The organism is Actinoplanes sp. G11-F43 (assembly GCF_050589265.1).
Lineage (GTDB): Bacteria > Actinomycetota > Actinomycetes > Mycobacteriales > Micromonosporaceae > Actinoplanes.
In genome coordinates this window covers 433,316-452,912 of record NZ_JBNZCE010000005.1, presented here as the reverse complement: position 1 = coordinate 452,912, position 19,597 = coordinate 433,316, and the positions used below count along the sequence as shown (strand labels likewise).

19 protein-coding genes and 1 pseudogene are annotated in these 19,597 nt (G+C 70.8%); 8 read left to right on the top strand and 12 right to left on the bottom strand.

What is annotated here, in order from left to right; all coding sequences use genetic code 11:
- Positions 1 to 32: 32 nt before the first annotated feature.
- Together pta and ACQ0O7_RS07280 are read left to right on the top strand one after the other, a co-directional pair.
- Positions 33 to 2,114, top strand: coding sequence for a phosphate acetyltransferase (gene pta / locus ACQ0O7_RS07285; protein ID WP_430780970.1), 2,082 nt, complete (start codon positions 33 to 35; stop codon positions 2,112 to 2,114).
- Complete coding sequence (locus ACQ0O7_RS07280) at positions 2,111 to 3,226, top strand: acetate/propionate family kinase (protein ID WP_430780969.1); 1,116 nt, start codon at positions 2,111 to 2,113, stop codon at positions 3,224 to 3,226. The genes pta and ACQ0O7_RS07280 overlap by 4 nt, the downstream gene beginning before the upstream one ends.
- Here the strand turns inward: ACQ0O7_RS07280 and ACQ0O7_RS07275 are convergent.
- Positions 3,215 to 3,376, bottom strand: coding sequence for a hypothetical protein (locus ACQ0O7_RS07275; RefSeq protein ID WP_430780968.1), 162 nt, complete (start codon positions 3,374 to 3,376; stop codon positions 3,215 to 3,217). The two genes, ACQ0O7_RS07280 and ACQ0O7_RS07275, sit on opposite strands and share 12 nt — an antisense overlap.
- Positions 3,377 to 3,616: 240 nt before the next feature.
- On the opposite strand from ACQ0O7_RS07275, the gene ACQ0O7_RS07270 reads away from it, so the two are divergent.
- Positions 3,617 to 4,336 (top strand): alpha/beta hydrolase family protein, encoded by a 720-nt coding sequence (locus ACQ0O7_RS07270; RefSeq protein WP_430780967.1) that lies wholly within the window; start codon positions 3,617 to 3,619, stop codon positions 4,334 to 4,336.
- Here the strand turns inward: ACQ0O7_RS07270 and ACQ0O7_RS07265 are convergent.
- From ACQ0O7_RS07265 to ACQ0O7_RS07255, 3 genes are all read right to left on the bottom strand, one after another.
- Positions 4,333 to 5,274 (bottom strand): zinc-binding dehydrogenase, encoded by a 942-nt coding sequence (locus ACQ0O7_RS07265; RefSeq protein ID WP_430780966.1) that lies wholly within the window; start codon positions 5,272 to 5,274, stop codon positions 4,333 to 4,335. The two genes, ACQ0O7_RS07270 and ACQ0O7_RS07265, sit on opposite strands and share 4 nt — an antisense overlap.
- A 27-nt stretch (positions 5,275 to 5,301) precedes the next feature.
- A complete protein-coding gene (locus tag ACQ0O7_RS07260; RefSeq protein WP_430781002.1) occupies positions 5,302 to 6,465 on the bottom strand; it encodes an NAD(P)-dependent malic enzyme in 1,164 nt (387 codons plus the stop codon).
- 219 nt (positions 6,466 to 6,684) lie between these two features.
- Complete coding sequence (locus tag ACQ0O7_RS07255; RefSeq protein ID WP_430780965.1) at positions 6,685 to 6,996, bottom strand: S24/S26 family peptidase; 312 nt, start codon at positions 6,994 to 6,996, stop codon at positions 6,685 to 6,687.
- 85 nt (positions 6,997 to 7,081) lie between these two features.
- Here ACQ0O7_RS07255 and sodN point away from each other — a divergent pair, with 85 nt between their 5' ends.
- Positions 7,082 to 7,486, top strand: coding sequence for a superoxide dismutase, Ni (sodN, locus tag ACQ0O7_RS07250; protein ID WP_430780964.1), 405 nt, complete (start codon positions 7,082 to 7,084; stop codon positions 7,484 to 7,486).
- 144 nt (positions 7,487 to 7,630) lie between these two features.
- Positions 7,631 to 8,038: an ATP-binding protein gene (locus ACQ0O7_RS07245; protein ID WP_430780963.1), complete on the top strand. Its 408-nt coding sequence runs from the start codon at positions 7,631 to 7,633 to the stop codon at positions 8,036 to 8,038.
- A gap of 28 nt (positions 8,039 to 8,066) precedes the next feature.
- On the opposite strand, the gene ACQ0O7_RS07240 is transcribed toward ACQ0O7_RS07245, so the two are convergent.
- Positions 8,067 to 8,759, bottom strand: coding sequence for a FadR/GntR family transcriptional regulator (locus ACQ0O7_RS07240; protein ID WP_430780962.1), 693 nt, complete (start codon positions 8,757 to 8,759; stop codon positions 8,067 to 8,069).
- A gap of 38 nt (positions 8,760 to 8,797) precedes the next feature.
- Complete coding sequence (locus ACQ0O7_RS07235; protein WP_430780961.1) at positions 8,798 to 9,172, bottom strand: hypothetical protein; 375 nt, start codon at positions 9,170 to 9,172, stop codon at positions 8,798 to 8,800.
- Positions 9,173 to 9,224: 52 nt separating this feature from the next.
- Here ACQ0O7_RS07235 and ACQ0O7_RS07230 point away from each other — a divergent pair, with 52 nt between their 5' ends.
- Both ACQ0O7_RS07230 and ACQ0O7_RS07225 read left to right on the top strand, forming a co-directional pair.
- Entirely contained in the window at positions 9,225 to 10,175 is a 951-nt protein-coding gene (locus tag ACQ0O7_RS07230) for a diacylglycerol/lipid kinase family protein (RefSeq protein WP_430780960.1), read from the top strand.
- A 411-nt stretch (positions 10,176 to 10,586) separates the two neighbouring features.
- Positions 10,587 to 10,841 carry a WhiB family transcriptional regulator gene (locus ACQ0O7_RS07225; RefSeq protein WP_364657558.1) on the top strand — a complete coding sequence of 85 codons (255 nt, stop codon included), beginning with the start codon at positions 10,587 to 10,589 and terminating at the stop codon, positions 10,839 to 10,841.
- Positions 10,842 to 11,909: 1,068 nt separating this feature from the next.
- Here the strand turns inward: ACQ0O7_RS07225 and ACQ0O7_RS07220 are convergent.
- Genes ACQ0O7_RS07220 through ACQ0O7_RS07205 form a run of 4 tightly spaced genes read right to left on the bottom strand, consistent with a single transcriptional unit; the run spans position 11,910 to position 15,467 of the window.
- The gene (locus ACQ0O7_RS07220; protein WP_430780959.1) at positions 11,910 to 12,899 is read right to left on the bottom strand and encodes a sirohydrochlorin chelatase; all 990 of its coding nucleotides are present in this window, start codon (positions 12,897 to 12,899) and stop codon (positions 11,910 to 11,912) included.
- Positions 12,881 to 13,636 (bottom strand): phosphoadenylyl-sulfate reductase, encoded by a 756-nt coding sequence (locus ACQ0O7_RS07215; protein ID WP_430780958.1) that lies wholly within the window; start codon positions 13,634 to 13,636, stop codon positions 12,881 to 12,883. Before ACQ0O7_RS07215 ends, ACQ0O7_RS07220 begins: the two co-directional genes overlap by 19 nt.
- On the bottom strand, positions 13,633 to 13,788 hold the full coding sequence (locus ACQ0O7_RS07210) for a hypothetical protein (protein WP_430780957.1): 156 nt from the start codon (positions 13,786 to 13,788) through the stop codon (positions 13,633 to 13,635). Before ACQ0O7_RS07210 ends, ACQ0O7_RS07215 begins: the two co-directional genes overlap by 4 nt.
- Positions 13,785 to 15,467, bottom strand: a complete 1,683-nt coding sequence (locus ACQ0O7_RS07205; RefSeq protein ID WP_430780956.1) for a nitrite/sulfite reductase — start codon at positions 15,465 to 15,467, stop codon at positions 13,785 to 13,787. Before ACQ0O7_RS07205 ends, ACQ0O7_RS07210 begins: the two co-directional genes overlap by 4 nt.
- A gap of 374 nt (positions 15,468 to 15,841) precedes the next feature.
- Between ACQ0O7_RS07205 and ACQ0O7_RS07200 the strand changes: the two are divergent.
- Positions 15,842 to 16,396, top strand: a pseudogene (locus ACQ0O7_RS07200) (glycosyltransferase family 39 protein); the annotation flags it as partial.
- Between the two features lie 469 nt (positions 16,397 to 16,865).
- On the opposite strand, the gene ACQ0O7_RS07195 reads toward ACQ0O7_RS07200, so the two are convergent.
- Complete coding sequence (locus ACQ0O7_RS07195) at positions 16,866 to 18,422, bottom strand: sensor histidine kinase (protein ID WP_430780955.1); 1,557 nt, start codon at positions 18,420 to 18,422, stop codon at positions 16,866 to 16,868.
- Positions 18,423 to 18,489: 67 nt separating this feature from the next.
- Positions 18,490 to 19,524: an SIS domain-containing protein gene (locus ACQ0O7_RS07190; RefSeq protein WP_430781001.1), complete on the bottom strand. Its 1,035-nt coding sequence runs from the start codon at positions 19,522 to 19,524 to the stop codon at positions 18,490 to 18,492.
- Between the last annotated feature and the right edge of the window lie 73 nt (positions 19,525 to 19,597).

The following is a 19,597-nucleotide window of genomic DNA, read 5'->3' as shown; positions in this document are numbered from 1 at the left end:
CGGCCCGGTCCGGCAGGTTCCGGGCCGGTAGGTTGAAACGCGTGGCACGCAGCGTCTACGTAGCGGGCTTGGGCCCGTCCGTCGGTAAGGGGACAGTGGCTCTCGGCATCGTCGAGCTGCTCTCCCGTCAAGTGGCGAAGGTGGCCGTGTTCCGGCCGCTGGTCTCCGGGACCGGGCAGGATCCGCTGCTCTCGGTCCTGCGAGAGCGATACCCCGGCCCGGTCGGGGTGGAGGACTCGTTCGGCGTGACCCTCGCCGAGGCCGCGGCGCTGGTCGCCGACGGCCGCCGGGAGGAGCTGATCGGCCGGATCGTCGAGCGCTATCGCGAGGTCGAGCGCCGGTCCAGCGCGGTGGTGGTGATCGGCAGCGACTTCAGTGACAAACCCGGTGAGGGGCACGACGAGCTGCCCCGGGAGCTGGCCTTCAACGCCCGGCTGGCGACCGAGTTCGGCAGCGTGGTGGTGCCGGTGGTCAGCGGCGAGGCACGGACGTGTGAGTCGCTGGCATCGGCGGCCCGCAGTGCGTACCACTCGCTGGCCGACCTGAACGCGACGGTCGTCGCGGTGATCGCCAACCGGGTCCGGCCGCCGGCCCTCGGCTGTGTGCCGGAGGGGCTGCCGGTGCCGTTCTGGGCGATACCCGAGGTGCCCGCGATCGCCGCGCCCACGGTGGGCGAGGTGGCCGCCGCGCTGGACGCGACGGTGGTCTCCGGTGCGGCCGGGGCGCTGGACCGGGACGTGCTCGACTACGTGGTGGGCGCCGGGCAGGTGCCGACCGTGCTGGGCGCGCTGACCGACGGGGCCCTGCTGATCACCGCCGGTGACCGGGCCGACCTGCTGGTGGCCGCCAGCGCGGCGCACGCGGCCGGCAACGTCACCCTGGCCGGTCTGGTCCTCACCCTCGGTGAGCCGGCCGACGAGCGGGCGGTGCGTGTCATCGAGCGTCTCAACACCGGCCTGGCCATGCTGGTCACCAAGACCGACAGCTATCACACGATCTCCGCCGCCGACCGGATCGAGGCGCAGCTCAGCACCCCGCGCAAGATCGAGGCGGCGCTCGGCGTCTTCGAGGAGAACGTCGACGGCGCCGAGCTGTCCCGGCTGCTCGACGTGTCCCGGTCCAGCCGGGTGACGCCGCTGATGTTCGAGAACGACCTGATCGACCGGGCCCGTGCCGACCGCCGGCACCTGGTCCTGCCGGAGGGCACCGAGGAGCGCATCCTGCGGGCCACCGAGACCCTGCTGCGCCGTGGGGTGGCCGATCTGACCCTGCTCGGCGACCCGGAGGAGATCAACCGCCGGGCCCGCGAGATCGGGGTGGAGATCGGTGGAGCCCACCTGATCGACCCCGCGACGTCGTCGCTGCGGGAGGACTTCGCGGTCCGCTACGCGGAGATCCGCAAGCACCGCGGCGTGACCCTGGATCTGGCGTACGACGTGGTCCGCGACGTGAACTACTTCGGCACCCTGATGGTCGCCGGCGGGCTGGCCGACGGCATGGTGTCCGGCGCCACCCACACCACCGCGGCCACCATCCGGCCGGCCTTCGAGATCATCAAGACGGTGCCCGGCCTGACCGTCGCGTCCAGCGTGTTCTTCATGCTGCTCGCCGACCGGGTGCTGGTCTACGGCGACTGCGCGGTCAACCCCGATCCGGACGCCGAGCAGCTCGCCGACATCGCGCTCTCCTCGGCGCAGACCGCCGCCGCGTTCGGCATCGAGCCGCGGGTGGCGATGCTGTCCTACTCCACCGGCAGCTCCGGATCCGGCGCTGACGTGGACAAGGTGGCCGCGGCCACCGCGCTGGTCCGCGAGCGCCGGCCGGACCTGCCGGTCGAGGGCCCGATCCAGTACGACGCGGCGATCGACCCGGCGGTGGCCGCGGCGAAACTGCCCGGCAGCGAGGTCGCCGGCAAGGCCACCGTCTTCGTGTTCCCGGACCTGAACACGGGGAACAACACCTACAAGGCCGTCCAGCGGTCGGCGAACGCGGTCGCCGTCGGCCCGGTGATGCAGGGTCTGCGCCGGCCGGTGAACGACCTGTCCCGGGGCGCGACGGTCAAGGACATCGTGAACACGGTCGCCATCACGGCGATCCAGGCAGGAGCACAATGAGCCGGGTACTCGTACTCAACAGTGGTTCTTCGTCCTTGCGGTATCGCCTTTTCGACGGCGCCGAGGTCCTGGCCAAGGGGCTGGTGCAGCGGATCGGCGAGTCCGGCGGCGACGCGGCCGACCACGGCGAGGCGCTGCGGCGGCTGATGGACGAGCTGGATCTGACCGGGCTGGCCGCGGTCGGGCACCGGGTGGTGCACGGCGGTGAGCGGTTCACCACGGCCACCGTCGTCGACGACGCGGTGCTGTCCGCGATCGAGGAGCTGATCCCGCTCGCGCCGCTGCACAACCCGGCCGCGCTCACCGGGCTGCGGGTGGCCCGCCGGCTGCTGCCGGACGTGCCGCAGGTGGCGGTCTTCGACACCTCGTTCCACTCGACGATCCCGCCGGAGGGCGCGCTCTGGGCGATCGACCGGGAGGTGGCGGCCAAGTGGGGGATCCGGCGCTACGGGTTCCACGGGACGTCACACGCGTACGTCTCGCGGGAGACCGCCCGGCTGCTCGGCAAGCCGGCCGGGGAGACCAACGTGATCACGCTGCACCTGGGCAACGGGGCGAGTGCCGCCGCCGTGCGCGGTGGCCGGAGCGTGGCCACCTCGATGGGCCTGACCCCGCTGCCGGGCCTGGTGATGGGCACCCGGTCGGGTGACGTCGACCCGAGCCTGATCTTCCATCTGCACCGGGAGGCGGGGATGCCGATCGACGAGATCGAGGACCTGCTGACCCGCCGCTCCGGGATGGCCGGCCTGGCCGGGGACAACGACCTGCGGTCGGTGGAGGAGCGCTGCCTGGCCGGCGATCCGGAGGCGACCCTCGCGATCGACGTCTACTGCCGCCGGATCCGCGAGTACACCGGCTCTTACCTGGCCGTTCTCGGCCGGGTGGACGCGATCACCTTCACCGGTGGGGTCGGCGAGAACTCGCGGACGATCCGGGCCCGGGCGCTGGCCGGTCTGGAGGCGCTGGGCATCTCGATCGACCCGGAGCGCAACGCGCGCAACGAGCGGGTCATCTCCCCGGACGGCTCACCGATCGCGGTGTGCGCGGTGCCGACCGAGGAGGAGCTGGAGATCGCCTCGGAGGCCCGCAAGGCGATCGGGTCAGAGGGTTAACCAGGCCAGCAGGGCGACCACGACGAGCGCGACGACGCCGCCGATGACGAAGTAGGGGACCTTGGACGACGCCTCGGAGTCGGGCGTCGTCCGGGTGAAGGCGCGGAACGCCTCGGTGTTGCCGCTCGGGTCGACGTGGTTGTCAGACATGGGTAGGACCCTAGCCAAACGTTTCAAGGATGGCGAAGCGCTGCGCCCGTTCGGCGGAACCCGGTGTGATATCGGCTACCCCCCGCTACCAGGTAACTCTGATCTTTCGCGGGCACAATGAGCCGGGTGTTGCGTCGCCGTTCCTTCCTTTCCCTGGCCGCTCTGACGGGTCTCGCCGCCTGTTCGACCCCCGCTTCCCCCGTCGTGGAGAAACCCTCCGCGTCCGTCGCTCCTGGTGGAGTGCAGACACGGGAGCTGGAGTTCAACCGGGGTGGCGACCGTGCACTGCCGACGAAGGTGTGGCTACCGGCCGGCAGCGGACCCTTCCCGCTGATCTATTTCAGTCACGGGCTCACCTCTCAGCCCGACGACTACGCGGAGCTGCTGAGCGCCTGGGCGACCGCCGGGTTCGTGGTGGCCGGACCGAGATATCCGAACACCTGGTATGAGGCCCCCCAGTTCAACGCCGACGACGTGGTGAACCAGCCGGCCGACGCCCAATTCGTGATCACCGAGCTGCTGACCGCGCTGGCCGGCACCGTCGACCCGCAGCGGATCGCTGCCGCCGGGCACTCGGCCGGCGCCATCACCACCGTCGGCCTGTTCAGCGGCAGCCGGGACGAACGGCTCAAGGCCGGGCTGCTGATCGCCGGACGGCAGATGCCCCAGCCGGCCCCGTTCACCGGGCCCGCCGCGCCGCTGCTGTTCGTGCAGGGCAAACTCGACGAGACGGTCACCTACGAGCAGGCGTACGGGGCGTACAACGAGGTCACCTGGCCCAAGGGCTTCCTGGAGCTCCCGCAGGGCACCCACCTGCCGCACCGCGACCAGCCGGCGGTGGTGGCCGAGACCACCACCGACTTCTGGCGCTGGACCCTCACCGGTGACGAGGCCGCCAAGGACCGGCTGCCGCAGGACGCCGCCAAGGGTGGGGTGGCCGGCCTGAGCAGCACGTTCTAGATCTCGACGACGATCTTTCCGAACACATCGCCGGCAGCGAGACGCTCGAAAGCCGCGGTGGCCTCGCCGAGGGCGAACGTCGAGTCGATCACCGGCCGGACCGTGCCGTCGGCGACCAGGCCGAGCAGGGCGGCCAGCTCGTCCGGGGTGCCCATGCTGCTGCCCAGGATCTCCAGCCGCATGGCGAACACCCGGCGCAGATCCACCCGGGCCAGATGCCCGGCGGTGGCGCCGCAGACCACGATCCGGGCGCCCGGCGCCGCACACTTCATCGAATGGTCGAACGTGGGCTCACCCACCGACTCGATCACGATGTCGACCCGCTCCGGAAGCCGCGCGCCCGGCTCCACCGCCGTCGCGCCCAGCCCGGCGATCCGCTCCCGCTTCCCGGGATCACGGCTGGTCGCGTACACCCGCTTGCCCATCGAGACGGCGAGCGCCACCGCCGCCGTCGCCACTCCCCCGCCCGCGCCCTGGACCAGGACCGCGCCGGCCTCCGCGGCCCGGCCCCGGGTCACCAGCATGTGGTAGGCGGTCAGCCAGGCCGTCGGCAGGCAGGCCGCCTCGGCGAAGGACACCCCGGCCGGTTTGCGCACCAGGTTGCCCGGAGGGGCCGCCAGCCGCTCGGCCAGGGTGCCCGGGTGGCGCTCGGAGAAGAGCGAGAAGCCCCGCGGGTCGGCCTTGTCCTCCACCACCGGGTAGACCACGACCTCGTTGCCGTCCGGGTCCACCCCGGCGGCGTCACAGCCGAGGATCATCGGCAGCCGGTCGGCGGACAGGCCCACCCCGCGCAGCGACCAGAGGTCGTGGTGGTTGAGGGAGGCCGCCCGCACCTCGACGGCCACCCAGCCGTCGGGGACGGCGAGCGGCAGCTCCCCCACCGTCAGTCCGGTGAGCGGATCGTCGGGGCTCAGGTCGGAGGCGTACGCGGCACGCATCCTCCGACCTTAGCCTCCATTAAGGCCTCACGCGTGCTGAGTCTCCACGGCCCGTTCGGCGGCCGGGGCGACGGAGAGCCGGGCCACACCGTCCTCGATGGCGGCCGCGGCCACCGCGGCGGCGACCGCCGGAGCGACCCGCGGGTCCAGCGGCGACGGCACGATCGCGTCCGGGCGCAGGTCGTCGGCGACGATCGCGGCGATGGCGTCGGCGGCGGCCACCTTCATCCGGTCGGTGATCGTGGTGGCCCGCACGTCCAGCGCCCCGCGGAAGATCCCCGGGAACGCCAGCACGTTGTTGATCTGGTTGGGGAAGTCGCTGCGCCCGGTGGCGACGATCGCGGCGTGCCGGTGGGCGACCGTCGGGTGGACCTCCGGGGTCGGGTTGGCCAGGGCGAAGACGATCGCGCCGGGCGCCATGCCGGCCACCGCCTCCTCCGGGATGCTGCCGCCGGAGACCCCGATCAGCACGTCCGCGCCGATCAGGGCCTCCGTGATCGCCCCGGTCCGGCCGGAGAAGTTGGTGGTCGCGCCGATCTCCGCCTTCATCCCGCTCAGGTCGCCGCGCTCGGCGTGGATGATGCCGCGGGAGTCGACGACGATCATGTTGGCGCCCTGGACACCGGCCGCGATCAGCGTCCGGGTGATGGCGACACCGGCCGCGCCGGCCCCGCTGACCACCACGCGCAGGTCGTCGACGGCGCGGCCGAGGAGCCGGGCGGCGTTGCGCAGCGCGGCGAGCGTGACCACCGCGGTGCCGTGCTGGTCGTCGTGGAAGACCGGGATGCCGAGTTCGGCGTCCAGGCGGCGCTCGATCTCGAAGCAGCGCGGCGCGCTGATGTCCTCCAGGTTGATCCCGCCGAACGACGGGGCCATCGCCTTGACCGTGGCGATGATGCCCTCGACGTCCTGTGTGTCCAGCACGATCGGGATCGAGTCGACGCCACCGAACTGCTTGAACAGGACCGACTTGCCCTCCATCACCGGCATGGCGGCCCGGGGCCCGATGTTGCCGAGGCCGAGCACGGCGGAACCGTCGCTGACCACGGCGACCGTGTTGGCGGTCCAGGTGTAGTCGGGGTAGAGCGTCTCGTCCTCGGCGATCGCCTCACAGACCCGGGCCACCCCTGGTGTGTACGCCAGGGAGAGGTCGTCCTTGCTGGCCAGTGGGACCGTCGCGCTCATCGTCATCTTGCCCCGGCGGTGCAGGTCGAAGACCGGATCGGCGGCGAGGGCGGGATCGAGCTCGAAACTGAAGAATGACACGGTGAAACTCCACACTGCATCGACATTGATACGTGGCACCTACTGGAATCCTGGTCGCGAGTATGCGCCTGGACCGCGGTGCGATGCGGGGATCACCCGGTACAACCACCACCAGCGCGGGTGTGCGCTGGGGATCAGAGGACACTAACGTACCCGTGATGGTCTCGGGTAGTACCGGAATATCACACGCCCGATGACGTCGGCGACGCCGTGAGCACGGGAATCGTCGGTCACGAACTCGTTGTCACCGACCAGCCACCACCCGCCGTCGCGTTCCTCCACGGCTCGTTTGACGACCAGCAGACCGGGCCGGGACCGGAAGCGCGCGACCACCACGTCACCGCTCCTTACCGCACGGCTGCCCCGCCGCACGATCAGGGCGTCTCCGGCCCGCAGCGTGGGAACCATCGAGGGGCCGCTGACCAGCACGGCGAACACGGGTAATTGCCATCTCAAGGCATCAAGCCTCCGTCGCGTTACGTCCGGGATGTAAGGGGTAGGGTCAATCCTGGATCATCGCAAACTCTATGGAGGAGTCCTGATGCGACTTCCGCGTTTCCTCACCCCGCGCACCGTGGTCAGCGCCCACTGCGACCTGCCGTGCGGCGTCTACGACCCGGCCCAGGCCCGGATCGAGGCCGAGTCGGTCAAGGCGATCGCCGAAAAGTACGCGGCCAACACCGACCCCGAGTTCCGCACCCGCGCCATCCTGATCAAGGAGCAGCGCGCCGAGCTCGTCAAGCACCACCTCTGGGTGCTCTGGACCGACTACTTCAAGGCCCCGCACTTCGAGAAGTACCCGCACCTGCACCAGCTCTTCAACGAGGCCACCAAGCTGGCCGGCGCCGCCGGCGCCAAGGGCAAGGTCGACGTCGCGGTCGCCGACGAGCTGCTCGGCAAGATCGAGGAGATCTCCAAGATCTTCTGGGAGACCAAGCAGGCCTGAGCCTCGCGATTCATCCGCCGGCCGGCCGCCCTTTGGCGGTCGGCTGTCGTGTTTTCCGCCCCTTTGTGGAAAACAGGCGGTGACCAGGTGGTCCCGCAGCGTCCGCCAGCCGCTAGAGTCTCCCCATCGGGAGGAGGGGGCCGAGTGACTCAGGTGACGGAGACCGGGCCGGACGTCGGAGACGACGTCGTACTACTGACGGTGCCCGCCGACGGCGGATACCTCGGCGTCCTCCGGACGGCTACCGCGGGCCTGGCGGCCCGCCTGCATTTCGCCCTCGACGAGATCGAGGACCTGCGCATCGCCGTCGACGAGGCCTGCGCCATGCTGCTGGCGATCGCCACGCGCAACGCAGAGCTGGAGTGCCGGTTCGCGGTGACCGAGGACGCGCTCACCGTCGAGGTGACCGTCGCCACGGTGCGCGGGGCGAAACTGCCGTCGGAGTCGTCGTTCGCGTGGAAGGTGCTGACCGCGCTGACCACCTCCGCCGAGGCCGCGGCGACCGGCAGGCAGGCGACCATCCGTCTGCTCACCCGCCGGACGGACTACTGACCTCGCGGATCTCAGCCGACCCCGGATCTCAGCGCACCGTCTCCGCGATGTAGTCGAGGTGGGCCGCGGCGGCACGCCGTGCGCCCTCCGCGTCGCGTTCGGTGAGACAGGCCAGGATCGCCCGATGGTCGGCGTCGATACGCACCCAATACCCCTCGGGCAGGTCCCCGATCACCTCTTCGCCATAACTCACCTGGTAGAGCGGCCGCCCCACCAGCTCGAAGAGCGGGTTCCCGGTCGCCTTCGCCATCGCCCGATGGAACGCCGAATGGGCGGCCATCATGGTGTCGAAGTCGTCGATCACCGGATCGAAGAGCGCCCCGCGCAGCTCGGTGAGATGCGATTCCTCCCGGCGCAACGCGGCCAGCCCGGCGGCCGGCACCTCCAGGGCCCGGCGCAACTCCAGCAGATCGGCGAAGCCGACCGCGGCCGAGTGAGTGAGCAGGGCGAAACCCGTGGAGAGCCCGTCGGCCAACTGCTCGGCGTCGGGATGGGCGACGAAACTACCGCCGGTGACACCTCGCGTCGTGACGATGAGGTGCTGGCTGGCGAGCAGGCGAAGGGCCTCCCGTACCGTACTCCGGCTGACGCCGATCTTGACGCACAGCTCGGGTTCGGGTGGGAGACGCTCGCCGGGTTGCAGGCGCCCGGATGTGATCTCCGCGCGCAACTCGTCGGCGAGCTGCTGATAGGCGGGTGGGCGCACCGTTGAGCCGGTCACCCGTTCAGGTTAGGCCCTGATCGGCTTCCGGAGACCCGTTAATCGACGCCCAACGCTCGACTACTCGGTGGCACCAGCACCAGCGCTGCGGTCACCACCCCCAGAACGAGCAGGGCGACACCCGCCCAGACGGTGCCGAACTGGATCAGGAAACCGCCGGTGGCCAGCAGGAACAGCTGCACCACCACGGCCGGCCCGCGGGCCCGGACGGCGCGGCGCCCGAGAGCGCGCGCGACCAGGAAGACCGAGACCGCGGCGAGGGCGGCCATCACGGTCAGCGAGGCGGCGATCGCGATGATGACGTTGTCGCGGGTCAATTCGAGAACGATTAGGTACGCCGTGAGCACGGCCAGGCCGGCGCTCTCCAGATAGAGGAGGCGCACCCCCCAATCGAGGGTAGGAACGCTGGTCACTGCTGCACCTTACCCACCCCTGAGCACACCGGTTACCGGTACAGTGCCGCGCATGCGCGCGCTGCTTGTCGTCAATCCCCGGGCGACGACGACCAGTGAGCGCAGTCGCGACGTGCTGGTGCGGGCGTTGCGCAGCGCCGTGGACCTGACCGTGGCCTACACCGAGCACCGGGGGCACGCCACCCGGCTGGCGCGCGACGCGGCCGAGAGCGGTGTCGACGTGGTGGTCACACTCGGCGGCGACGGCACCGTGAACGAGGCGGTCAACGGGCTGCTCACCGCCTCGACCGCGCTCGGCGGGCTGCCCGGCCCGATCGCCGGCCGGCTTCCGGCGCTCGGCGTGGTCCCCGGCGGATCCACCAACGTCTTCGCCCGCGCGCTGGGCCTGCCGCGCGACTGGGCCGACGGCACGAGCGTGATCCTGGACGGGATCCGCGACGGCCGGCACCGGGTGATCGGTCTCGGACGCGCCGACGACCGCTGGTTCACCTTCACCGCCGGGCTCGGCTGGGACGCCGCGACGATCCGCCAGGTGGAACGGGCCCGCCGGCGCGGCCGTACCTCGACGCCGTCCCTCTACCTGCGGGCGACCTTCGGCCAGTTCCTCACCGGCGTCGACCGGAAGAACCCGGCGCTGACCGTGGAGTGGCCGGGTGAGACGCCGGACACCCTGCTCAGCACCGTGATCGTGCAGAACACCGCGCCCTGGACGTACGTCGGTGACCGTCCTGTCCATTTGAATCCGGACGCCTCGTTCGATCTCGGGCTCGATGTGGCCGCCCTGCGAAAGCTGAGCATTCCGAGCAGTGCCCGGACCGTGACACAACTCGCGTGGCGCGCCGGTGATCCACGAGGTAAACAGGTGTTGCGACGCCACGACGTCGCGGAGTTCACCGTCGTGGCGTCCCGGCCCCAGCCCTTCCAGCTGGACGGCGACTACCTAGGGGATCGACAGAAGGTGCACTTCGTGTCCGTCCCCTCGGCTTTGCGTGTGATCTGCTGATCGCGGGGTAGGAGTACCGGACAGGTGCTCACGATCCGTTACAGAAACACGGGCAAAAGGTCGGCGAAGTGGCCGAGACCGTACTACATTGATGGGAGCGTTCGTCAACCGGCTCTGGCAGGAACGGCAGAACCGGACATATGGGTGCGTGAGCCAGCTCACCCGCCCGGAGAAACTTCCGGCGCTACCCTTGACATCGCGTGAGTTCGTGAAAGCATTCACAAGCGATAAGAAGTAACCGGTTGCCGCTTGTGCGCGTTCCTAATACAGAAGCGCAGAAGAGCACCAAACACAAAAGCTTGCTAACGCATCGGTGAGCGTACGGGCACAAGCCGTCGCCAGCCACTGCGCTCGCATATAGGTAAACAGCACTGTTTTCATTACCCCATCCGAAACAAGGAGTTTGCCGCCATGGACTGGCGTCACGATGCGATCTGCCGCGACGAGGACCCCGAGCTGTTCTTCCCGATCGGGACGAGTGGTCCGGCGCTCCTGCAGGTCGAGCAGGCCAAGGCCGTGTGCCGGCGGTGCCCGGTGACCGAGTCGTGCCTCGCTTGGGCACTGGAGTCGGGTCAGGACGCCGGCGTTTGGGGCGGGATGAGCGAAGACGAACGGCGCGCCGTCAAGCGTCGCGGCGGTCTTCGCGTCGGCGCCCCCACCGCCTGAATCAATCCCCCACACAGCATTTTCGCCCCGGGCCGGTCGGCACGGGGCGTCTTGCTGTTTGCGGTCACTCACCCTGCGTTCCCATTCCACAGTGCGCTAATGCGATCACGGTACGTTTAGCCGGATCCACGAAATGATCTCGAAATTCCGATCAAGCCGCTTTGCGTCGCCACTCCGGCACACTCCGCATAGGACGATCGCGATTCCCCGCAACCTATTGCCGTTTCGTCGCACAACGCAGAGTGATCAACACCCAGAGTGATCGCTCGGTCGGCCTCTCAGCAACTTCTGCTGACATTGGCAGCCATCTCTCAGGCAGCCCGCCCTGAGCCGCGCAGAGCCCGCTGAAGCCCTCACCCCTCAGTCGGGGGCAGACAGAACGTTCTCCACCGCGCACAGTGGATCTCCAGCCGCAGAACCCCACCCCGTAACACGCCCCACCGCCCCGCCCCGCGCCACTTCCAGCACCGGCGGGTCCCCGGTCGGTATGGACGCCCCGGTCGGTGTGGACGGCCCGGGCAGAACCGCCCCACTTTCCGGCCGACCAGACCACAACGCGGCACTCCAGAACCACCACCTCCGCACATGCCGGCACCGGGCCCAACCCCCGCCGAAACTCGGCACGCCAAACCCGGCACCACCACACGCGCCAACTCCCGGTCCGCTCCTCACCACAGCGCGGCACCCAGGTCGGGGCGGGCAATACACGTCCGGGCATGAACCGGCCGAGAGCGCAAACCAAACCGGCGCCTCATCATGTGCCGACCTTCGGCTCAACCCGCGCCGAAGATCGGCACACCAACCGCACCACCGCCATGCGTGCCAACTCACGGTCCGATCCACGCCGAAACGCGGCACGCCAAAGCCCGCGCTACCGCACGTGCCAACTTCCGGCCCGATCCGCGCCGAAAAACGGCACACCAGAACGCACCACCGCCGTGCGTGCCGATTTGTGGTGCGATCCTCGCCGGGCGGCGGCACGTCAGAGCCTGCGATACCGTATGTGCCGAAATATGGTCTGATTCGGGCCGGAATTTGGCTCGTGGGTCGGGCCTTGGAGTCGAGGGCTCAGGCGGCTAACGGGAGCGGGCGGTTCAGGACTGATTCGGCTCGGGAGCCGATCAGGCGTACCAGCTCGGGGGTGTCGCCCAGCGGCTCGGCGACCGTGACCGCCCCGGCGGACCTGGCGGCGTCCATCGCGGCGTCGTAGAGCAGTCCCGGCGCCAGGAAGTAGGCGGCGACTCCGACCCGCCGGGCACCGGCCTCACGCAGACGGGTCACGGCCTCGTCCGCACGGGCTCCGGGACCGGACGCGTAGGCGACAGCGGACGGCAGACCCAGCCGTCGGCCCAGCGCGGCAGCCGCGTCGGCGACGGTCTGACGGGCGGCGGCGTCCCGAGTCCCGGCCGCGGCGAGCACCACCGCATCCAGGTCGCCAGGAAGTTCCACCGTGTCCAGGTCGCTGAGGAGTTCCACCGCGTCCAGGTCGCCGGCGCTCGCCCGGCAACCGGGGTCGCCGGATCCAGCAGCGAACAACCGGCAGTCGTGAGCAGCGGAGCCGTCCACATCAAGCCGAAGGCCGTGGGCGGCGGCGTCCGCGGCAGGCCGAAGATCGTGGGTGGTGGAAACGGCCGGACGGAGACCGTGGGCGGTAGACGCGGCCGGGCGGAGACCGTGGGTGACGGAGGCGGCGAGGCGGCGGGTCAGGGCGGCCAGCAGCAACGGTGACGCCGGGCCGAGGACGTCGGTCGCGGTGACCGTGAGCGGCAGGGCCTCGGCCTCCCGGATGACCGCGGGCAGATCGACCCGGCCGTGGTAGGCGGCGGTCAGCAGCAGGGGCACCAGGACGGCGCGCGGGCCGGGCAGGGCGGCCAGCACGTCCAGCGGCCGGGGCCCGGCGTGGTCCAGGTAGGAGGCGCGGACCCGCCAGCCGGGGTGGGCCCGCTGGACCGCCCGGGCCAGGGCGGTGGTGGAGGCGGCGGCGCGGGGATCACGGCTGCCGTGGGCTACCAGGACCACGGCCGGCCGGTGATCGCCGATCAGACGTGCAGACCGCATTCGGTCTTCTCGAACATCGCCCAGCGGCCGGCGCGCGGGTCCTCCCCGGCCTTGGTGCGGCGGGTGCACGGCCAGCAGCCGATCGACCCGTACCCCTTTTTGAACAGCTCGTTGACCGGCACGTTCCACCGGCTGATGTACGCGTCCACGTCGTCCTGGGTCCAGGCGGCGATCGGGTTGACCTTCACCTTGCCCTTCTTGGCGTCGAAGGCGACGACGGGCGTGTTGGCGCGGGTGGGTGATTCGTCGCGGCGCAGGCCGGTGGCCCAGGAGTCGTAGTCGGCGAGGGCGCGTTCCAGCGGTTCGACCTTGCGCAGGAAGCAGCATTCGTCGGGGCTGCGGGCGAAGAGCCGGGGCCCGTATTCGCCGTCCTGCTGGCCGACGGTGAGCCGGGGGCGGACGGAGCGGACGTTGACGTTCATCGTACGGATGACGGTGTCCCGGACTTTGAGGGTTTCCGGGAAGTGCAGGCCGGTGTCGAGGAAGACCACGTCGACGCCGGGGGCGGCCCGGGAGAACAGGTGGGCGACGACGGCGTCGGCCATCGAGCTGGTGACGCAGAACCGTTCGCCGAACGTGTCGGCCGCCCATTTGGCGATCTCTTCGGCGGGCGCGCCTTCGAGCTCCTGGGCGGCGGTGTCGGCGAGGGCCTTCAGCTCGGCGGGTTTTCGGCGGGTGGAGTCCGCGGGTTCGCTGAGATTGATCAGGCTCAGGCCGGAGGCGTTGAGGAGGCTCATCTGTTGACTCCCTTGGACAGAAGACCGACGAACTTGATCGAGAAGACACGGGCGCAGGAGTGGCACTCCCACGCGCCGTGTGATGCCTCGTTGGGACGCAGGTCCTCGTCGCCGCAGTACGGGCAGTACATCGGAGCCTGTCGTTCGCTCATTTCAGGAGCTCCTCTTCGGCGCGGAGCACCCAGTTGGAGAAGGTCTCGCCGTCGGAGCGGCCGCTGAGGTAGTGCTTGGCGACTCGTTCCACGTACTCCGGAAGCTCTTCGGCGGTGGTTTTGAGACCGCGGACCTTGCGCCCGAATCCGGCGGTCTCACCCTTGGCCATGCCGAGTGCGCCACCGAGGTGGATCTGGAAGCCTTCGACCTGCTCGCCGTGCTTGTTCATGACCAGCTGGCCCTTGAGCCCGATGTCGGCGACCTGGGTCCGGGCGCAGGCGTTGGGGCAGCCGTTGATGTGGATCGACAGGTCGGCGTCGAAGTCCTTGAGACGGCTCTCCAGCCGGGCCACCAGTTCCTCGCCGCGGGCCTTGGTCTCGACGATGGCGAGTTTGCAGTATTCGATGCCGGTGCACGCCATGGTGCCGCGGCGGAAGGCCGAGGGGCGGGCTTCCAGCCCGATCCCGCGCAGGCCGGTGATGAACGGTTCCACCTGGTCGTCGGCGATGTCCAGGACCAGGAGTTTCTGGTACGCGGTGAGGCGCACCCGGTCCGAGCCGTGCTGTTCGACCAGGTCGGCGAGTTTGGTGAGCTGGGTTCCGGAGGACCGGCCGACGACCGGGGCGGCGCCGATGTAGTTGCGGCCGTCCCGCTGCTTGTGCACGCCGATGTGGTCGAGCGGCTTCTCCGGCAGTTCGGGTGCCGGGCCGTCGAGCAGGGCGCGGCCGAGGTATTCCTTCTCCAGGATCTCGCGGAACTTCTCCACGCCCCAGTCGGCGAGCAGGAACTTGAGGCGGGCGCGGTGCCGCAGGCGGCGGTAGCCGTAGTCGCGGAAGATGCCGACGACGCCCTCCCAGACGTCCGGGATGTCTTCCAGCGGCACCCAGACGCCGAGGCGTTCGGCCAGTCGCGGGTTGGTGGAGAGGCCGCCACCGACCCACAGGTCGAAGCCGGGGCCGTGGTCCGGGTGCACCACGCCGACGAGCGAGATGTCGTTCGCCTGGTACGGCCCGTCGGGCAGCCAGGAGATCACCGACTTGAACTTGCGGGGCAGGTTGGAGTAGCGGGGGTCGCCGACGTACCGCTTGACGATCTCGTCGATGGCCGGCGTCGCGTCGATCACCTCGTCGACCGCGACTCCGGCGACCGGGCTGCCCAGCACGACGCGGGGGCAGTCGCCGCACGCCTCGGTGGTCTGCAGGCCGACCGCTTCGAGGCGGCGCCAGATCTCCGGCATGTCCTCGACCCGGATCCAGTGCAGCTGGATGTTCTGCCGGTCGGTGATGTCCGCGCTGTCCCGGGCGAACTCGGTGGAGATCTGCGCGATGACGCGCAGCTGGGCGAGGTTGAGTGAGCCGGCGTCGCAGCGGACCCGGAGCATGAAGTATTCGTCTTCCAGCTCCTCCGGCTCCAGCACCGCGGTGCGGCCGCCGTCGATGCCGGCTTTGCGCTGGGTGTAGAGCCCCCACCAGCGGAACCGGCCGCGCAGGTCGGCCGGGTCGATCGAGGAGAAGCCGCCGTGGGCGTAGATGTTCTCGATCCGGGCCCGGACGTTGAGCGGGTTGTCGTCCTTCTTGCTGCGCTCGTTGGGGTTGAGCGGCTCCCGGTGTCCGAGCGCCCACTGACCCTCACCACGCGCCTTACGCGGGCGGGCGGCGGCAGTGTTTCCAATCGCCATCTCGGCGGTCCTCCGGGTTTCGTGGGCGCACGAACCCGCTCACGGCCCTCGGAGGCTCGTGACATCTGTGTCAGGAGTGGGCCCGGCGGTCGCGCACCCGGAAAATGGAAATCGGGCGTCGTCAGGAAGCCGGACACATGGCGCTGCGGACACGGCCGTAGTCGACGTGGCGGCGGGCCACGAAGCGGCGGTCAACTGCAGCGGTCATGTCGGCAAGCCTCTCACGCCCGGGGATTCTGGGCCAGCGCGGTCCAGATTTCGGGAGTGTGCCGAGTTACACAACGCCAACATCTTGTAACAGTTGACCTCTAAGCTGTATCGCCACTCCCGGTTACCATTCCAGCACAGTGGGTCGGGATGGTGGGGAGGCGCGCATGCGCGGACGGGCCGCCCTCCCGTTCCTGATCCCAGCCGTCACCATGCTGATCATCGGGCGTGCCGGCCTGGACACCCCGGCGCCCGGCCCCGGGGAGGGGCTGCCCGCCGCCGGCCCGGCCACGATCATCGCGCTGGCCCGCGCCGAGGACTCCGTGGGGCTCGGCTACCACCTGCTGCTGTTCTCCTGGAGCGAGCTGGCCGGCGACTCGATCACGACGCTCCGGGTGCCGTCGCTGATCGCGGTGGTGCTCGCCGCCGGGCTGACCGGCGAACTCGGCCGGCGGCTGCTCACCCCGGGCGCCGGCCTGTGCGCCGGGCTGCTGCTGGTGTCGCTGCCGGCGGTCAGCCGGGCGGCGCAGAGCGCCCAGCCGTGGGGACTGTCGCTGCTGCTCGGGACGCTGGCGACCCTGCTGCTCTACCTGGCGCTGGACCGGCCGGGCTGGGCACGCTGGCTGGGGTACGGCTCGGCGGTGGCGCTGACCGGCCTGGTCCACCCGGCGGCACTGCTGATGCTCGGCGGGCACGCGTGGACGGTCCTGTCCCGGTGGCGGCTGAGTCGCGAGCGCGCCCTGTTCTGGTGGTTCCCGGTGACCGTGTCGTCCCTCGTACCCCCGGCGCCGTTGATCTCCCTCGGGGTGCGCCAGCACACCGCCCTGTTCTCCTGGCGCCCGGACGCGCCCTGGGACCTGGCCCGCGCCGCTCCGGCGGAGTTCTTCGGCTCGCTCACCGCCGGGCTGGTGCTGATCGGCATGACCCTGGCCGCCCGCTGGACCGACCGGGCCCTGCTCCGCGAGCTGGCCGTGCTCGCCCTGCTGCCGCCGGTGACGCTGGTCGCGGGGTCGTTCCCGGCCGGGCCGCTGTGGGCGCCCCGGCACGCGCTGATCGCCCTGCCCCCGGTGGTGCTCTGCGCCGCGGCCGCGGTCCGCGGGCTGCGCGCCCGGACCCTGATCGCGGTGGTCCTGGTGGCCGCCCTCGGGGTACCGCAGCAGATGGCCGTCCGGCGCGCCGACGGCCATCTGGTCACCGCTTTCCGAGTGGCACCACCAGCACCGCCTCGGTGCCGCCGCCGGCCCGGTTGCGCAGCTCGATGCTGCCGCGCAGTTCCCCGGTCGCGAGCGCCCGGACGATCTGCAGACCCAGCCGCTTGCCGCCCTCGGGCTTGAACCCGTCCGGCAGGCCCTGGCCGTTGTCGGCGACCGTGACGTGCAACTGCTTGCGGAACCGGTGCGCGGAGACCACCACCTCACCGGGGCTCTCCGGCACCACCGGCTCGGCGTCGTCGTCCTCCGGCGCCGGGAAACCGTGCTCCACCGCGTTGATCAGCAGCTCGTTGAGCACCATCACCAGCGAGGTGGCGATCTCGGCGGGCAGCACGCCGAAGGTGCCCTCCCGGCGCATCCGCACCGGATAGCTGGTGGCGGCGACCTCGGTGGCGGCGGTGGCCACCCGGTCCACGATGCCGTCGAACTCGACCGCCTCGTCACTGGACATCGAGAGGGTCTCGTGCACCAGGGCGATCGACGCCACCCGGCGCACCGACTCCTCCAGGGCCATCCGGGCCTCCGGGGCGTCCACCCGGCGGGCCTGCAGGCGCAGCAGCGCGGCGACGGTCTGCAGGTTGTTCTTCACCCGGTGGTGGATCTCCCGGATGGTGGCGTCCTTGGTCATCAGCGCGCGCTCCCGGCGGCGCACCTCGGTCACGTCCCGGACCAGGACCAGCGAGCCGATCGGCACCCCGGCCGGCAACAGTGGCAGGGCCCGGATCAGCACGGTCGCCCCGCGGGCCTCCATCTCCATCCGGGCCGGGAACTCACCGCGCAGCGAGGACAGGATGCGCTCGGCGGCGTCGTTGCCCTCCAGCGGGTCGCCGGACAGCCGGCTGGACAGTTTTGCCAGCTCCTCGCCGACCAGGTGGGCGTTGAACCCGAGCCGGCGGTAGGCGGACTGCGCGTTCGGGCTGGCGTAGGTCACCTTGCCGGACGCGTCCAGCCGGATCAGGCCGTCACCGACCCGCGGCGCCGAGGTGATCTCACCGGGGTGCCGCGGGGGCGGGAAGGTGCCGTCGGCGACCATCTGCGCCAGGTCGTCGGCGGTGGTCAGATAGTTGAGTTCGAGCTGGCTCGGGGTGCGGGCGGTGCTCAGGTTGGTGTCCCGGCCGATCACCGCGATCACCTCGCTGAAGCCCTCCTCCACGTCGCTCTCGTCGCGGCGGCGCACCGGGATGGCCTCGTGGCGGGCGGGAGTGTCCCCATACCAGACCGGGTCACCCTCCCGCCAGATCCGCTCCTGGGTCAGCGCCACCTCGAGATGCGCCACCTCCGGGCCGCCGACGATCTTGCCGACCTGGTCGTCCTGGTATGCCGTGGGCGCGGTGACCGGCCGCACCTGGGCCACGCAGAGGAACTCCCGTGGCTTCCGCGGTTGCCGCGGATCCCCCTTGATCGGGACCCAGAGCAGCAGGTCGGCGAAGGACAGGTCGGACAACAACAGCCAGTCACCGGCGAGCCGGTGCAGGTGGTCGATGTCGCCGGCGTTGAGGGTGGTGTGCTCCTCGACGAGATCACGCAGCGTGGACACGAACCCAGCCTATGCGGCGCCGCCACCTCGCGGGTCACCCGAGGACCGTGACCCGCGAGACAGCGGGTCAGAGCGTGCTGGTCACCTTCTTCAGGCCACGGGGCGCGTCCGGGTCCTCGCCGCGGGCCAGCGCCAGCGCGAGCGCCAGCTGCTGCAGCGGCAGGATGTCGAGCAGCGGCGAATACCGTTCGTCGACGGCCGGGACGGCGAGCCGCCCGGAGGCGCCGGGCACGTCGGCGGCACCGACGGTGACCACGTCGGCACGGCGCTCACCGAGCCGGGTCACCACGTCGCGCATCGCGTTGCCGCCGGGGCCCTCGCCGACCACGGCGAGCACCGGGATGTCCGGGTCGGCCATGGCGAGCGGGCCGTGCAGCAGGTCGGCGCCGGAGAAGGCGAGCGCCGGCAGGTAGGACGTCTCCATCAGTTTGAGCGCGGTCTCCCGGGCGGTCGGGTACGCGTATCCCCGCCCGGTGGCGACCAGGCTGGAGGCGAAGCGGTAGCGCTGGGCCAGCTCGGTGGCGGCGGTGCCGGCCAGGGTCTGCTCGGCGAGCCGGGGCAGCCGCTCCAGCGCGGCGCGCTCCTCGGCGGGCAGCCGGCCGTCACCGGCCCGGACGCCCTCGATCAGCATCAGCAGGGCGAGCAGCTCGGCGGTGTAGGTCTTGGTGGCGGCGACCGCCCGCTCGTGCCCGGCGACCACGTCGATGGACAGCTCGGCGGCCTTGGCCAGCGTCGAGTCGGGGTTGTTGGTGACGGCCAGGGTGGTGGCCCCGGTCTCCCGGGCGACCTCGAGCACGCCGGTGAGGTCGGGTGAGCCGCCACTCTGGCTGACCCCGATCACCAGCGTGCCGGTGAGGTCGGGGCGGGCGCCGTAGAGCGTGATCGCGCTCGGCGAGGCGCTGGCCACCGGCAGCCCGAGACGGATCTCGGCCAGGTAGGCGCCGTAGAGCGCGGCGTGATCGGAGGTGCCGCGGCCGACGAAGAGGATGCTGCGCGGCGCGCGGCGGGCCACCTCGGCGGCCACCTCGGCGATCGCGCCGGACGGCTCCTCCTCCAGCAGCCGCGCGAAACCGGCGGGTTGTTCCGCGATGTCCGCCGCCATCCCCAGGCCTCGCTGTGTCACGTGATCCTCCCCATCTGGCGCGATCCTTGCGCTGTCCATGCTCAGTCTTGCA

Coding starts and splice junctions, on each gene's coding strand:
- ACQ0O7_RS07205 (WP_430780956.1), bottom strand. CDS start 15,467: ATGGCGATTGGAAACACTGCCGCCGCCCGCCCGCGTAAGGCGCGTGGT.
- ACQ0O7_RS07220 (WP_430780959.1), bottom strand. CDS start 12,899: ATGCGGTCTGCACGTCTGATCGGCGATCACCGGCCGGCCGTGGTCCTG.
- ACQ0O7_RS07280 (WP_430780969.1), top strand. CDS start 2,111: ATGAGCCGGGTACTCGTACTCAACAGTGGTTCTTCGTCCTTGCGGTAT.
- ACQ0O7_RS07275 (WP_430780968.1), bottom strand. CDS start 3,376: ATGTCTGACAACCACGTCGACCCGAGCGGCAACACCGAGGCGTTCCGC.
- ACQ0O7_RS07230 (WP_430780960.1), top strand. CDS start 9,225: ATGCGCGCGCTGCTTGTCGTCAATCCCCGGGCGACGACGACCAGTGAG.
- ACQ0O7_RS07190 (WP_430781001.1), bottom strand. CDS start 19,524: ATGGCGGCGGACATCGCGGAACAACCCGCCGGTTTCGCGCGGCTGCTG.
- ACQ0O7_RS07225 (WP_364657558.1), top strand. CDS start 10,587: ATGGACTGGCGTCACGATGCGATCTGCCGCGACGAGGACCCCGAGCTG.
- sodN (WP_430780964.1), top strand. CDS start 7,082: ATGCGACTTCCGCGTTTCCTCACCCCGCGCACCGTGGTCAGCGCCCAC.
- ACQ0O7_RS07210 (WP_430780957.1), bottom strand. CDS start 13,788: ATGAGCGAACGACAGGCTCCGATGTACTGCCCGTACTGCGGCGACGAG.
- ACQ0O7_RS07215 (WP_430780958.1), bottom strand. CDS start 13,636: ATGAGCCTCCTCAACGCCTCCGGCCTGAGCCTGATCAATCTCAGCGAA.
- ACQ0O7_RS07260 (WP_430781002.1), bottom strand. CDS start 6,465: ATGACGATGAGCGCGACGGTCCCACTGGCCAGCAAGGACGACCTCTCC.
- ACQ0O7_RS07265 (WP_430780966.1), bottom strand. CDS start 5,274: ATGCGTGCCGCGTACGCCTCCGACCTGAGCCCCGACGATCCGCTCACC.